General features: G+C 53.5%; 13 protein-coding genes and 1 pseudogene. 2 read left to right on the plus strand and 12 right to left on the minus strand.

The genetic code is table 11. The features are described from left to right. Positions 1 to 19 precede the first annotated feature (19 nt). The 7 genes and pseudogenes from IPQ00_10035 to IPQ00_10065 form a co-directional block, all read right to left on the minus strand. Positions 20 to 679 (minus strand): hypothetical protein, encoded by a 660-nt coding sequence (locus IPQ00_10035; protein MBL0240897.1) that lies wholly within the window; start codon positions 677 to 679, stop codon positions 20 to 22. 1 nt (position 680) lies between these two features. Beyond that, positions 681 to 1,634: a hypothetical protein gene (locus IPQ00_10040; protein MBL0240898.1), complete on the minus strand. Its 954-nt coding sequence runs from the start codon at positions 1,632 to 1,634 to the stop codon at positions 681 to 683. A 13-nt stretch (positions 1,635 to 1,647) separates the two neighbouring features. After that, positions 1,648 to 2,448 carry a site-specific DNA-methyltransferase gene (locus IPQ00_10045; protein ID MBL0240899.1) on the minus strand — a complete coding sequence of 267 codons (801 nt, stop codon included), beginning with the start codon at positions 2,446 to 2,448 and terminating at the stop codon, positions 1,648 to 1,650. A gap of 382 nt (positions 2,449 to 2,830) precedes the next feature. Beyond that, on the minus strand, positions 2,831 to 4,144 hold the full coding sequence (locus IPQ00_10050) for an AAA family ATPase (protein ID MBL0240900.1): 1,314 nt from the start codon (positions 4,142 to 4,144) through the stop codon (positions 2,831 to 2,833). Positions 4,145 to 4,363: 219 nt separating this feature from the next. Beyond that, positions 4,364 to 5,246: pseudogene (locus IPQ00_10055) on the minus strand (dienelactone hydrolase family protein). Positions 5,247 to 5,336: 90 nt separating this feature from the next. Next, positions 5,337 to 5,873 carry a pyridoxal-phosphate dependent enzyme gene (locus IPQ00_10060; protein ID MBL0240901.1) on the minus strand — a complete coding sequence of 179 codons (537 nt, stop codon included), beginning with the start codon at positions 5,871 to 5,873 and terminating at the stop codon, positions 5,337 to 5,339. After that, a complete protein-coding gene (locus tag IPQ00_10065) occupies positions 5,818 to 6,285 on the minus strand; it encodes a pyridoxal-phosphate dependent enzyme (GenBank protein ID MBL0240902.1) in 468 nt (155 codons plus the stop codon). Before IPQ00_10065 ends, IPQ00_10060 begins: the two co-directional genes overlap by 56 nt. A gap of 210 nt (positions 6,286 to 6,495) precedes the next feature. On the opposite strand from IPQ00_10065, the gene IPQ00_10070 reads away from it, so the two are divergent. Both IPQ00_10070 and IPQ00_10075 read left to right on the plus strand, forming a co-directional pair. Then, positions 6,496 to 9,972 (plus strand): HEAT repeat domain-containing protein, encoded by a 3,477-nt coding sequence (locus IPQ00_10070; protein ID MBL0240903.1) that lies wholly within the window; start codon positions 6,496 to 6,498, stop codon positions 9,970 to 9,972. Further along, entirely contained in the window at positions 9,957 to 10,259 is a 303-nt protein-coding gene (locus IPQ00_10075) for a hypothetical protein (GenBank protein MBL0240904.1), read from the plus strand. Before IPQ00_10070 ends, IPQ00_10075 begins: the two co-directional genes overlap by 16 nt. Before the next feature lie 6 nt (positions 10,260 to 10,265). On the opposite strand, the gene IPQ00_10080 is transcribed toward IPQ00_10075, so the two are convergent. From IPQ00_10080 to IPQ00_10100, 5 genes are all read right to left on the minus strand, one after another. Continuing rightward, a complete protein-coding gene (locus tag IPQ00_10080; protein MBL0240905.1) occupies positions 10,266 to 10,406 on the minus strand; it encodes a hypothetical protein in 141 nt (46 codons plus the stop codon). Then, the gene (locus IPQ00_10085) at positions 10,393 to 10,971 is read right to left on the minus strand and encodes a hypothetical protein (GenBank protein ID MBL0240906.1); all 579 of its coding nucleotides are present in this window, start codon (positions 10,969 to 10,971) and stop codon (positions 10,393 to 10,395) included. The genes IPQ00_10080 and IPQ00_10085 overlap by 14 nt, the downstream gene beginning before the upstream one ends. Before the next feature lie 73 nt (positions 10,972 to 11,044). Next, positions 11,045 to 12,169, minus strand: coding sequence for an asparagine synthase (glutamine-hydrolyzing) (gene asnB / locus IPQ00_10090; GenBank protein MBL0240907.1), 1,125 nt, complete (start codon positions 12,167 to 12,169; stop codon positions 11,045 to 11,047). Positions 12,170 to 12,202: 33 nt separating this feature from the next. Continuing rightward, positions 12,203 to 13,000, minus strand: coding sequence for a hypothetical protein (locus IPQ00_10095; protein ID MBL0240908.1), 798 nt, complete (start codon positions 12,998 to 13,000; stop codon positions 12,203 to 12,205). Between the two features lie 8 nt (positions 13,001 to 13,008). After that, complete coding sequence (locus IPQ00_10100; protein MBL0240909.1) at positions 13,009 to 13,791, minus strand: hypothetical protein; 783 nt, start codon at positions 13,789 to 13,791, stop codon at positions 13,009 to 13,011. Positions 13,792 to 13,798 lie beyond the last annotated feature (7 nt).

The following is a 13,798-nucleotide window of genomic DNA, read 5'->3' on the forward strand; positions in this document are numbered from 1 at the left end:
ATCTTCAAGTTATTTATGACTATTGGACTAGTTTGTTTAATTCTTCCCGCCACTTATATGGATCATACCAAAAGCATCCAACGCAACCATTCTCATCGTGGGCTTCGGCTTGCCAGTGTTTATCGCCTTCATACCAGAAATATATTCCGGGGAAATTGCCCCGTACATTTGTATCTGTACATCGTTCGCAATTCCGCGATTTCAATAGATTATTTGACCTCGTGAATAGCAAAAACTTTGCAATCAGTTCATCGTCAGAAGCATTTTCGCTGCTCTCTTCATCAGTGTTCCATCGAATCTGGGGAAACTTGTGATCAACCTCCAACAAATTCCCTGGCAGTTCCCGAAGCCAAAATGCTTCTTCATTCCTGAACAACTTCTTGATTCTTGCTGATAGCTTCGTAGATACACCCGATCTTGCACTCGTAATCAAATTAAGTTCAAGCGTCGCGAGTTGTCTATGGACTGTCGTTCTGCCACACGTCTCACAGAGTTTTCTAATCGCATAGTTACTACTTCCTGTAACCGTTTCTTTGAACTGAAGTCCGTAGGCATCTCGCCAAGTTTGCCACGTCTTCGCCTGACTCGCTTTTAATTCATGAATCGTGCAATGAGGCTGAAGATCCCTCATAATCTCGTAATCGTCGTAGCTGTTTGTTCCCAGATTAAATGGATTCATATTAATTTGCCTCAACCGTCTCTCCCGCTATCATCTCCGACGGCGACTCAGGCGGGTCAGGACTATAAAGTAGAATCACGAAGCAAGTAACCTTATATGTCATTTTTTCGTCCTGATTTTCGTGAGAGTAAACAAAGGTTACTTCTAACGGGTCCTGTAAGTCTGTTTTTTCGATTATTGAGGTTATCTCGTCGATGGAAACGTCCGGGTCTAAGTAAACTACCAAAAGACGGCTGTCAGCTCCGAATCGGCCTTCATCCTGAAAGCTGTATAGATACTCAGCGACGACCTCGGGATGTTCTATAGCATGACTCTTCCATTTGACACCGAATTCCTTCTTAAATTCATTGGTCGGACCACGAGATACTTTTTGATCAAACGACTTCCCGCTGATGAAGAAGTCGACTAGTCGTCCGTGCCTCAGCGTCGGAAGAACGTTCTTATTTTTTTCAAAAATAAGGGTTTCAATATAGTCATTTCGGACGGCATTAATTTCCTTTATCCGCCGGTATTGAACAGCAGCCTTCCTAACCCGTTCATCTTTCGTAGGGCCATCGGTTTTCTGAGCGTTCACTCCCTGAACGAAATCATCAAATGCTCCTTGGGAGAATGGCCAATCTACAGTCCCGAGTTTTAGGTACTCCCATTCATCTAGGAGCAATTTCATCATCTTATGTGAGTTCTTGCCGGACTCGTATTTTTCTGTTTCTGTGAACATTTCGCGAATAATCGGCAGTGCACAATCGTAGTCCCAATTCTCTACTACCTTGGTCCAAATGTCGCTATTGGCGAGATCGAGTCTTGTTTGACCGCTATTCTTACCTCGGAGCATCGTCCGCATTGGAAGGCTGAAACCTCTGGCTTTCTGTAGATGAAGTAAAAATTCCGTTGCCCGATCCGAGTTGCCGAAAATCTTTTTCGCACAAGCCGATGAGAAATTTGATTTAAGGTCCATTTGAATCTGTAAACTAATATTCTTTCTTGAACACAAATATATATTCGTGCTTGAAAATGAAATAGTCGCTTCGTAAAGCCCGAACTTTCCAAATGCTGTTCTGGCCTATTTTGCCGCGATTACCTTCGATATTCTTAACTATGATGCCTTTCAATTTTACCTTGAAATGTTTCTTAATCATATTCATCGAATAAAAAGCTAATGGCAAAACCTCACTATTCTTGTAAACATCGCCGATTACAATTGCAAAGTATCTATCTTTCGCTAAATATCGCAACGAGTTTTCACAAACCACTTGAAACTTTTCGATGAACTTAGTTAAGTCTCCGATTTGCGATAAGTCATCTGCCTTATCCGTAAAATTAATGATGTCCATATAAGGCGGATGCATCAGAACAAACTGGGTATTTTGTGCGTTGAGTTGTTCAAATGCGGATTCGACTACATCATCTACATCAGTCGAGTTAGCCGCATTGCACGCGCTTACATTGAATCTAGAAGCATTGTTAATTAGATCAACTTGGGAATTTACATATTCGATCATCTCGGGATTTATATCGAGGCCGATATATTTTCTACCCAATTCCTCGCATTCAAATAATGTCGTCCCGCTTCCCATAAACGGTTCGAATACAACATCGTCGATTTTGGTATATCTCTTTAATAATTGGTTAGGAATCTGCGGTATGAAATTGCCGTGATAAATATTCTTATGTTTGCCAGTTTTCAATCTCTCCTGAATTAGCCAAAGCGAATCCGTATTAACGTCACACTCGCGCCAATTCTCAAGATCAAGATCATTAAATCTTCCCATAGAATTACATATGTCGCTGACGCGACGCCCGAATTATACACCAGGCCACCGTCGGTTAAAACCGCACCGCTACATTCAATAAATCGCTTCGCGATGGTCGGAGGTGTAGCCTCGGGATTTTGGGTGGCTCCACGGAAAGGCGGAGCCGTTTCCGCACATCGGGTGGCGGAGCCTAAGGAAAAGAACCCGGTCGGTATCGCGGTTTGAGAGATTTCGGCGAGTTCAATCGAGACGCCTCGCCGAAGGGCTCACGGGTATGACTTGAACGCGCGGTAGCGGGGCGGTTTTAAAGCAAAGTTCGCGAAGGCAGGACGCAAAGGGCGCGGAGAGAACGGAGGGTCGGGAACGAGGCCGCGATCGCTGGAGGCGGGTATTGATGGGGTTATTTTTGGTCGGGTGTAATGTCGATGAAGTTTAGTTGTTTTTCGGCGGGTGGGGCGGAGCGGAGGTAGCGGGCGGCGGCGAGGGGCGTGTCGGCGAGGACGAGAGCGATCAGACGCGGTGAGAGGCCGGTTGCGGCTAGGTGGCGAGATTGGCGGAGGGCGTCGGTGACACCGGTGGGTTCGGGATAGAGCTCAAACTCTTCGGATGAGCGGCCGATGTGGTGAAATGCCGGAAAGCCGGCGGCGGGAGCGGTCGGCTCCAGCGAAATCCGGACTGACGACGACGGAGTTTGCTCAGCCTGGGCAGCGTTGTCGGGCGTTTCGGCGGTTTCATCGACCGCGGTTGGATCTGTGCGTTCAACGGGTCCGGCGGCCGCGAGTTCCAGTGTCGGGGCGGCGGTATTCCAGGGATCGATCCGCTTGCGTATCTCGAACAGTTCGACGGTCGGCGATTCGGCAGCGGCCGAATTTGAGGATTTTACGTGTTTCAGATAGCGTACGGCGGGCCTTCGGCGGCTCGGAGCAAGTGCGAAGATGCTATCGGCGACACTCTCAAGGATGCGCGGGCCGGCGACATCGTACCGGGCCGTGCCAAACGCGTTTCCCTTTGGCGAGGTGTCGGCGATCAGCAGTATCGAGACACCCGATGCGTCCCGCAGTCCCCGCAGTCGTTCGATAAAGTCAACCGCGTTTCGCGCCGTGCCGTGGGCGGCGATATGCGGCAGGCTGTCGATGATCAGCGTACGGCATTCGTTGTCGCCGAGCGTTTCCACGATCGAATCAAATATCAAAGACTCCATAGAGTTATATCCCGGCGGCAGTGGCAGATCCCATTCGACCACCGACCGCAAAAAGCCTTCGGCAAAATCGTATGAGACGACAGCTCCGTCGGCGACACGCGTGTAACGGCGAGCAAACTGCTCGGAACCCGAATCGAGATCGACGTACATTACAGGTTGCGGGGCGGCCGCCGGATATGGCCCGAGTGAGCAGCCACGCGCCAACGCCTCGGCCAGATGAACCGCGAAAATGCTTTTGCCAACGCTGTTGCGGCCGCAGAGCACCGCGATCTCGCCTTCGGTCCAAAGTTCGCCGAGCAATTGCCTTGGCGGTGACGAAGATGACACAGCCGTTTCGATCCAGAATCCTGCCGGCTGCGTCATTAGTGCATTGTAGGTGTCGCGGCCGTACCGAGCCTGTTCAAGGCGCAATTTCCTTAGACGCTCGCGCCGCTCGACGACCGTGACGCCCTGATCGCGTAAAAGCGAGTCAAGACGGCGGCGTTCCTGCTCTTTGTGTCTTTCGAGATCCATAGGAAATCCGGACGAACGGAGGGAATCGTCCGTTCATTGTCAATAGTAGCACATTTGTCGCGTAGTTTGCAAGCTGTTTCGTATGCAATACAAGAGAGGATTTTTACCGCAAAGGTCGCAAAGGGAGGACGCGAAGTCCGCGGAGGGGAATGAACATCAAAAAAGCCCGTGAGTGGTCGCTCACGGGCTTTGAGGTTCTTGTCACGATCCACGACCCAGTTACTTCAAATTTTTCTTAAAGAACGCGAGCGTTCGTTCCCAGGCTAGTTTGGCGGAGTCTGCATCGTAGCGTGGGGTCGTGTCATTGTGAAAGCCGTGCTGTTTGTCCGCATAGGTAAAGGTCTCGAATGTTTTCTTATTTTCTTTTAGAGCGGTCTCGTAGGCGGCGATCCCGGAGTTGACGCCCTGATCGTTGCCGGCGTAGTGGAACATTAAAGGGGCAAATATCTTGGGCACGTCGGTGACGCCCGCCTGGCGTCCGTAGAAGCGACGCCGGCGTTGAGGTCTTTGCCAAGCCGCACCGCAAGTTGGTTGACCATCCCACCGCCGAAGCAAAAGCCGACCGCACCGAGTTTGCCCTTGCTGTCCTTGCGCGCCTTGAGCCATTTCGCGGCGGCGACAAAATCCTCGGTCATTTTCTTGCCGTCAACCTTGCGAAAAGCTGCGGCGCCGAGTTCGTCCGTACCGGAAACCCGCCGACCGATGTCAGCCCATCGGGTGCAAACGCCATATAACCGGCCTTTGCCAAACGGCGGGCGACGCCTCGATGTATGGATTGAGCCCTCGATTTTCGTGAATGACGAGCACGACGGGAAACTTTTGCCCTTGGCGGGACGAGCGAGGTAGCCCTTGATGGTGCCGTTGCCGTCGGGCGAATCGACTGTTTCATAACCGACTTTAGATCCTTGTCCTCCGGCAAAACGGTCTGAGCCCAAGCGTAGTTGGGCGCCAGGCTGTCAAAGATCGCCGCGACCGTGAGCCCGCCGACGGCAAATCGGGCCGCATCGCGTAAGAACGACCGGCGGTCGATATCACCGTGTTGGTATTCGTGAAAAAGATCCAATAACTCCTGCGGGTATTCTTCGGCGGTCTTGCGTTCCATTGTTTACTCCTTTGCTTAGTGTTTTGAAAAGGATAACTGACGCGGCGATCTGTTTCAAGACGAGGAGATAAATGTCCTGGACTTTGCCGTTTACGAGACCAACGTCTGGTAACCGCAGAGGTCGGAGGCCGACGTATTGCCGCCACAAAAAATAAGCACGACCTTGCTCGTTGGACCAAAATTACCGCTCAGCTCTTCGGCGGCGGCAAGGGTGCAGGCGGCGGCGGGCTCAGTGATGACCTTGAGGCGTTCGAGGATGAAATTCATCGCCCGCACTGTGTCCGCATCAGTGACGACCGTGACGCTTTCGAAATGCTCTTGAACCAGAGCGAGCGTTGTCTCGGACACCGCCGGAGCACCGAGCGTCTTGGCGATCGAGGTGATGGCATCAAGTTGGACGGGATGGCCGGCGGCGAGTGCCTGCGCCATTGCGTCGGCACCGACGGTCTCGACGCCCCATATGCGGATAGACGGATCGCTGCCTTTTAGTGCAGATGCGACTCCGCCCGCAAGGCCTCCGCCGCCGATACTTACGATGACGTCCGTGACATCGGGTAAGTCTTCGACGATCTCAAGCCCGACAGTTCCCTGCCCCGCCATTACCAGCGGATCGTCGAAGGGATGCACAAATACACGCCCATCGGCGGTAATGCTCGACCTTTGCAAAAGCCTCGGCGATCGACGGTTGGAGGTCGACGGTGGCTCCATAGCCACGCGTCGCATCGACGTATATCTGCGGCGTATTTTCGGGCATTACGATGACGGCGTCGACGCCGAGCGTGCGCGATGCGAGTGCGACGGCCTGTGCGTGATTACCGCCGCTGACGGCGACAACCCCGAGTCGTCGTTCTTCGTCCGGCATCGACAGAAGCTTGTTGAATGCCCCGCGGATCTTAAAGGCACCGGTCAACTGAAAGAGCTCAAATTTGACGTAAACCGAGAACCCGAGTTCTTGGCTTAGCGATTTGCTGTATTCGAGCGGCGTGCGTTTGACGTACGGGGCGATGCGTTGCGCGGCCTGGGTGATGAGTTCGAGCATATAATTAACTATCTACAATATCGCAAAAATCAGGGTTGAGCGGCGTTCTACAGATATCAGTCGAGAATAACGCTGACCGGCGAAAGTCTCAAGCGAACTGTGCTACTGCAACTGATAAAAGAAAGTTTGACGGACGCCGATATAGTTGATAATAACGTGCAGTAAAGGGTTATAATCGCAACATCAAAGGCGGCAGGAGAATTCCCCAAAATGAAACGGCTATATACGGCGATCGCTTTATGTTCGGCACTTTTGCTCATCGAAGCAGCCATTTTCTTACCGCACACAGCGGCCAAAGAGGACCCGATCGCGGCATTGTTGCGGCTACCGGCTCCACCGCCACCAAATCCATATAACCGATCATTTAACTCGAACGCCAGCGATGCCTTTGACAAGGGCAACCCGCCAAAGGACGACGCACCGACCTCCGAACTGCTCGACTATTGGGCCAAAATTAACTCGTCTTACCAGAATCTGCGTTATAACCCCGATCCCTCAGACAAGGTTCTCGACCGCCTGATCGGCGAGATCGAACGCAACCCTAAATTGCTACCCGATTACATCAACGCACTTGGCAAAAGCGAGCGGACAGTCGAGTTTATAAAACGCATCTCTGACGCCGAGGGAACCACCGGTGCGTTAGACAAGGAACAGCGATCGACCGTCAAACAGTGGCTGACCTACAATAGTTCGTACTTTTCGAACGACCTATACCGCCTCGCTTCGGGCGTCGGCAATACTGATACATACGTCACCGGTCACGACGAACTGCTCGCCCTCGTCCGCGCTGATTGGGAAAAAGCCAAGCCGCTCGTCGATCGTCTGCGCTCGAGCGGTTCGGGCAAGGCGGGACGAGCACTTGCGGCGTGGGCCGAGTACCGGCATGCATTGGACACAGATTCGATGGGCGATACCGAGCACTTTCGTGACGAACTCAAATCTATCGTCGAAGACAAGACGCTTGGTGCACCGATGCGCGATCTGGCGATGGACGCCCTGGTGAGTGAAAAGGAATGGGCCAGCCGCGATGAATGGTATATGTCTCTGCTCGGTGACGAAACGCTCGCCGATATGGGCGGCTATACCGGCCTGACGACTCTGATCCTCATTTCGCCGCCGGATCGGTATATCGAAAAGATGATCGAGTTGCTAAAGAGCGATAATCCGATCGTCCGGGCGGCGGCGGTCAAGAATCTGTTGTCCAGCATCGACAAAGCTCACCCTGAGATCCTAAAAGCGATGCTACCGTGGCTTGAAGATAAGAATTGGGCGAAGGAGTCGGGCGATGAACGGCAGGCGATCGTCTTGGCATTGCGTCAGGTCAAATTGCCTGAAAGCGTAACCGGTCTGCTCAAGGTGCTTGACGAACGCGGCAAACGGCCTGACTATTCCGTAAACTCCATGGAAAACACGGCTGCGAATGCCGCCAATACCGCTGCAAACGCGACTCGAACTTCGACTAACACCGCTCCGGCCGCAAATCGTCCGGCCGTGAACGCCAAAAAGCCGGTCACTGAAGAAGCGTATTTTCCCTATCGAATATCCGCGATCGGTTCGCTCGGCACGCAAGCCGATTCAAGGGCGGTGCCGGCACTTCGGCGTGTGATGTCGGACGTTGAGGCTTACGAACGGCCGGCGGTCGTCGAGGCTATTCTCGCGTGTAAGGGTTACACCGTTGCCGAACAGATCGACGCGCTCGAGTACTCCGTCAAGCGCTTTAGCTCGCTAGCGGCGGAGTCAAACTCCAACACGGACACGAGCGAACTCTACATTTACAGTTACAGCGACAATCGGCCGCAGGCGGCGGTCGGCCAACCGATGTCGGCGGACGAACTCAAGACGCGGATCGGCGGGCAACTGATGATGTCGGGCATCGTCAGCGACGAACTGGCCGCGGCGGTCGTCGAGCGCATCGCATTTTTGGAAAGCCGAGACCCGAAGATGGCCGAATCGCTCCGCTCGATCGTGCTGAGGTGGCAAAATGCCGCGATCAATATGATGCTGTTGAGCGACGTCAAACGCGACCGCGCACCGGCAAACGGGATGCTGCGGTTGCTGGCCGGTCGGGCCACACTGCGTGAAAAACAGCCCTCCGACGTCTTTGACCTGAGAACGGGTTCGCCGGCATCAGTTGGCTTTGCGGCGTGTATGATCGAGGACTCGGCAGAGTATCAGGCGATCTTCGAGGGCGAGAATGCGGATACTAAGACAGCTCTGCTGGCTTGTGGTCGATTGATCCGAGCACCTCTGCCGCTTGTAAAAGTGATCGAACTCACTCACAGCGGTGATAAACGGATCTCAATAGCGGCGGAACGATACCTCGAATCGGAAGATTCGCCGCAGGCCCGAGCAGCGGTACTCGCCCTGCACCCCAATGAGGCAAAGATCCTCGGAGCGACAACTGCGTTCTTTGTCGATCAGCAAGCCGAGAGTGAGTTAGTTTCGACGTATCTCGACGCCCTTTTTGCGAGCGTCGATAGCACCTTTGCCGCCGGCCGAGGATTTTTCACCTCCGATGACTCTACTCGGAAAGACGCCGAAGACGCCCTGGTCAAAGAGGTCAAGACCGACGCGGATCTACTTGGCGTCTATGCATACGACGGTAACTTCGTACGGATCTATAAGGACAAGGTGACGTTTAGTTGGGACTACGACAAATCCAGGTATCGCGAACGACCGCTGAATGCGACTGAATTTGACGAGCTAAAGGCTCTATTGATCGAAAATCGAGTCGATGAATTGACGCCGTTCCTGTCGTGTCCGACCAACGAGTATTGCCCGGGCAAGGAACTTGTAATGCTGGGACGCAACGGCGGCCGGCGCGTATTTGTCGTAGCAACCCCATTGCCTCCGTTCTTTGCGGCTCTCGAAAAGCTTTTTACTCAGTTAAAGGAGACGCCGGGAGCTATAAAATATTCTTTAAGTAAAGACGTAGCCGGACTGGAGATCGTACTTGCGGACGAGAATCTGCACGTCGAAACTGTCTGGAAACAAGGCGACGACCTGAGGGTGGCAGTAACGGATCGGGTCACGCGAAAACGCGTAAAGGCCGAGATCGACAAAACCTTCGATGAATTACCGGACGCAGATATCGCCCCGCCAACCGACATTACCGAGGGCAAGGATGAGAGCGAGTCTATATATGAAAAGCGGCTAAAGCTGGAAGCAAAGCGCGCGTTAGAGGGTGTCTCGTGGCGCAAGATCGTGGGTGGTGCCGATGCCGGGTCGGTCGATCAGCCTGCCGGCATCGAGTTTGTGCCGGTACGCGATGGTTCGGCGGTCGAGGCGACCACTTCGCAATGGAAAGCTCGTGTGGGCGACACCGAGATCCGCACCGACCCGGAAGGCCTGTTTAAGGTGTCACGCGGAAAACATACTCGTATCCGCCAAGGCTGGTACTCCGACGCGATAGTGACGCCGAATGGCCAATGGGCCGTCGCATATTCGTACAGTGAAGAAAAAGGGCAAATGATCGTCCGTGTAAATTTGATCAGCGGACGCGAATTCCCGATCGAAGGTCAGGAATACTTTGCATATACGCCAATGGCCTACGTCACCACGCTAAATAGGGTTTTGTTGGTTCAACAGAATGAACACGAGGACGAAGGCTATGACGACGAAGCCGAGTTAGATGACGCCGTGGGCGAGGATCCCGGCTCGGATCAACTACTTTGGTCGATCCGCTGACCGGTTCGACTCAACCCGTCAGCGGCGAATTTCGGCCGTTGGCGCAGCAAACCTATCGTCCGCTGCAAAAGACGCTCAAGCCGAACGAGTTTTGGGCGGCGATACCCGACATTGATAAGAATGAAACGATCGTGGGGATTTACGAGACCAAGACCTTTGGCTTTAGGGCGATTTTGCGGGTGCCCAAAATGACATTCAACAGTATGAATATGTGGGTGGACGAGCCGGAGAAAACTATCTATTTTGTATATCGCGGTCACCTATTGCGAATGCCGCTAGGTAAATGACGGCAGTCAAAGCCCGTATTTTGATTGCAAAATGCCATATGATGCCATCATAAACAGCACCGGATCCATCGATGCACGGCTCGCGGCATCCATCGCCGGCAGGCCATCAAGCAGTTTGATGACAGCCTTTTGATCAAAGAACGGCACGGCCGCAAAACTCGCTTCGCAGGTGGTCTTGGAGAAGTTCGAACATTGGGTTGCCGGCGACCAGATCGGTCGGCGGAGCAATGAAGGGTTGCTTGAGGCCGTCATAGACCTCAGGCCTGACATATGGTTTGACCGCCTCGCGGAGCAAGTGTTTCAGACGGCCGTTCTCAGCAAGCATCGGCACCGGAATGCTCTTTGCAAACTCAAAAAGCTTGTGGTCAAGAAAGGGCAAACGCACCTCGACCGCGTGTGCCATATCGAGCCTTTCGGCAGCCAAAACGTAATTCACAAACACCGATTTCATCCACAGATACAGTATTTGCTTAGCCGGTTCGCTACCGTAGAGCGTCGAGCGATAATCGAACTGCCTGAAAAATTCGCGGTACGGGTCGCGACCTTGAAACCGGCGAGCGATGTCCGGAGCAATAATGTCGCCGAGAAGGCCAAATTTTGACGCAACGTATTCGAGCAGATGCGGCGGAAATGCGAGGCCCTGACTAAGCCTTGCGAGCCAAGGCGACGTTTTGGCGATCTCGCGTTGAAGGCCGCCTTTCGGCCGTAACATCCGCATCGCGATCCGCAACCATTTGGAAAATCCGGACGACGTCCCAGCCGACAAAACGGCCTGGCTCGAAAAATCATATCCGGCAAAAGCTCATCAGCCCCTCACCGGCCAGCACGACCTTATATCCCGCATCGCGGACATTGCGGCTGAGGCGAAATCGGGCGGGGCCGTGTGCGTTGTAATGGATCATCTCACCGCGCCTGACAGCTTCCTCGAAATCCTCCGCAAAATCGGCCGCATTGACCGGGACCGGATGATAGTTGGCTCCGACAAATTCAGCGGTCAAGCGAGAACTTTCATTCTCATTAAAATCATCGTGATCGAATGCGATCGTGAACGCGGTCATAGGCGATTCGGCAAATGTCGCTGCCAAGCCGAGCACCGATGACGAATCGACTCCGCCGCTCAAATAGCAACCCACCGGCACATCGGCACGCATTCTAAGGCGAACAGCCTCACTGAGCAATTCGCGGACTCGTTCAACACAGTCCTCCGACGAAAGGGCAAATGTTTTCGCATTGTCACGCGGATATTCGACGTCCCAGTAGCGTTTTAGGGTGACAACTCCGTCCCTGATCCTTAAAAAATGGCCGGGCGGGATTTGGCGCACGCCGCCGAAAAGGCTTCGGTCCTGATCGACCGAAAAATACAGATGTTGGTAAACCGACTCGTAATCCCACGATGGCCGTAACCCGGCCGCAAAGATCGCCTTTACCTCCGACGCGAGATAGATATTGTCTCCATCAACGGCGTAAAAGAGCGGCTTGATCCCGAAGCGGTCACGGGCGGCAAAAAGCTCACTGCGGCCGGCGTCCCAGATCGCAAAAGCAAACTCGCCTCGGAGATGCTCGAGGCAACCGACGCCATATTGTTCGTAAAGATGAAGGGCGATCTCACTGTCGGAGAGCGTCGAAAAGCGATGTCCGTGCTGCTCCAGTTCTGCCCTAATGCGTTCAAAATCGTAGAATTCGCCGTTGACGATCAGGCGGAGCGAATCGTCCTCGTTGGCCATCGGCTGGCTACCGGTCGCGGCGTCGATGAGGCTCAGGCGAGCGTGCCCTAGCCCGACGCGGCCATCAGAGTCGATCCACGAACCTACACCGTCAGGGCCTCGCGGACGGAGTTGTTCAATTGCACTATCGAGGCGTCCGGCGTTTACGGGTTCGCTTTGTGAATATATAGCAATAATTCCGCACATAATTTTTAATATTTACAGGCAGATTCCTATCGGTTAGGGTTGAGCCTCCCGATATTCGAACGTTGCTTCGCCGTTTGCGCAGCTAAAGCTCATCAATAAATGCTCGCTAAGCTCCGGCGGACGCCCCGAGGGATCGATCCGCTCGAGTGAATAGAATGCGTCGATCGTGCCCAAGGGCCTTGCGTGGCGGCAATATCGCTCGGCGATCCGCGTCTGCAAGACTGCACGGACCTCCGCCCGCCTGTCCGGCGGCACACGCATCCACGTGACACCGTGCAGATAAGACTGTAGCAAGATGCCGCGAAACGATTGCGGGATCAATTCGGAAGCCGGCGTTTCAGTCGATGATCCATCAGCGTTTCGTTCGAGCACTCGGTAATGCAATCGGAAATTACGTTCGTCGATCCAGTTAAGCAACTGATATTGCTGAGCGATCCCGACCAGCCAGAGAGCACCGAAAAACGTCATCTGTACCGGTCCGAGGCCTTCATACCGATCATCGTCAAACTCGCTGCTTCGGGCGGTTTCGGCAGTAGCGGCGATGGTATGCCATTCGGCTGATACCCGCGTCGGCTTGCGCCAGTTTGGCAACGAAACCGAACTGAGCATCGCAAGTGTGAGCGTCGCCGCGACAAAGACGGCCGCACCCTCCGATATCCCAAACCGTGGTCGGGTCGGCGGAGGCACTCGCTCGGCCGTTTGTGGGCCGATCAGGGCCATTATCTCTTCGCCAAAAATAAGGACGGCGGCGGCCAGACAGGCAATGTTTGCAAACGGTATGTTAAGCGTCACGACCGTGCCGGCGTGCAGGCCGAAGAGTCCGCATAGCAAAACGTATTTTAAGATATGGCGCGCCGCAACAGAAGGATCAGCGGGAATAGAGGTTCGAAGACCAATGCACAGTAATCGAGTACTTTCAGGTAAGGTATGTGCGACGCATTCCAAAAATCCGCTCCGTACGAGATCGGCAGTTTGTAAATGACGTACATCGCCGTACCGTCCAGCCACATCGGGCTGGTCCATTTCCAGAGCCCTGCAACGAGATAGATGAGAGCTAAATTCCAAAAAAAGCACCGCAAGCCGAGCCCCTGGACCGTCACCGAGGCCCACTCTGCCATTTTTTTGCGGCCACCGCGAATCCAATCGCTTAGAACAAGCGTCCGGCCGACCGGCAGGACCAATAGCCAGAAGATGATGAGATGCATTATGGCGTCATCGACGTACATCACCATAAAATTCCAACGATAGGTGCTGACCGCAATGACAAAGAGCAAAAATGCGAAAAGCTTTGGGCGATAGCCGGCGGCGATCAAGAGCGAACAAACACAGGCGAAGGCAAAAATCACCTGAAACGCCTCGGCACTGATCCCAGGGCGGAAAAGACCGATCTGAGTGAACCAAAACACCGAGAGCGATAATTGATGGTCGATCAAGCCGTCCGGCGAGCTAATATCGCGAACTTCGAGCATCGTCCGCAGAAAATAGACGAAAACCAACAGACCACATAGGATGCGAAAGATGTCGAGCGGAATTGCCGCGACCGGACGAAATAAGGTCGTCCGAACGTTCGTCAAAAGCATTGAGCCCGAAAGCGGCACGGTCCGTCTTGAGGAATCGTCCATTTATTGG

Source organism: Chloracidobacterium sp. (assembly GCA_016720705.1).
In the GTDB taxonomy this organism is placed as follows: domain Bacteria; phylum Acidobacteriota; class Blastocatellia; order Pyrinomonadales; family Pyrinomonadaceae; genus OLB17.

Bases quoted from the DNA above. Each gene is read 5' to 3' on its own strand.
- IPQ00_10035 (MBL0240897.1), bottom strand. From the start codon at position 679: ATGAATCCATTTAATCTGGGAACAAACAGCTACGACGATTACGAGATT.
- IPQ00_10040 (MBL0240898.1), bottom strand. From the start codon at position 1,634: ATGGACCTTAAATCAAATTTCTCATCGGCTTGTGCGAAAAAGATTTTC.
- IPQ00_10045 (MBL0240899.1), bottom strand. From the start codon at position 2,448: ATGGGAAGATTTAATGATCTTGATCTTGAGAATTGGCGCGAGTGTGAC.
- IPQ00_10050 (MBL0240900.1), bottom strand. From the start codon at position 4,144: ATGGATCTCGAAAGACACAAAGAGCAGGAACGCCGCCGTCTTGACTCG.
- IPQ00_10065 (MBL0240902.1), bottom strand. From the start codon at position 6,285: ATGCTCGAACTCATCACCCAGGCCGCGCAACGCATCGCCCCGTACGTC.
- IPQ00_10070 (MBL0240903.1), top strand. From the start codon at position 6,496: ATGAAACGGCTATATACGGCGATCGCTTTATGTTCGGCACTTTTGCTC.
- IPQ00_10085 (MBL0240906.1), bottom strand. From the start codon at position 10,971: ATGTTACGGCCGAAAGGCGGCCTTCAACGCGAGATCGCCAAAACGTCG.
- asnB (MBL0240907.1), bottom strand. From the start codon at position 12,169: ATGTGCGGAATTATTGCTATATATTCACAAAGCGAACCCGTAAACGCC.
- IPQ00_10100 (MBL0240909.1), bottom strand. From the start codon at position 13,791: ATGGACGATTCCTCAAGACGGACCGTGCCGCTTTCGGGCTCAATGCTT.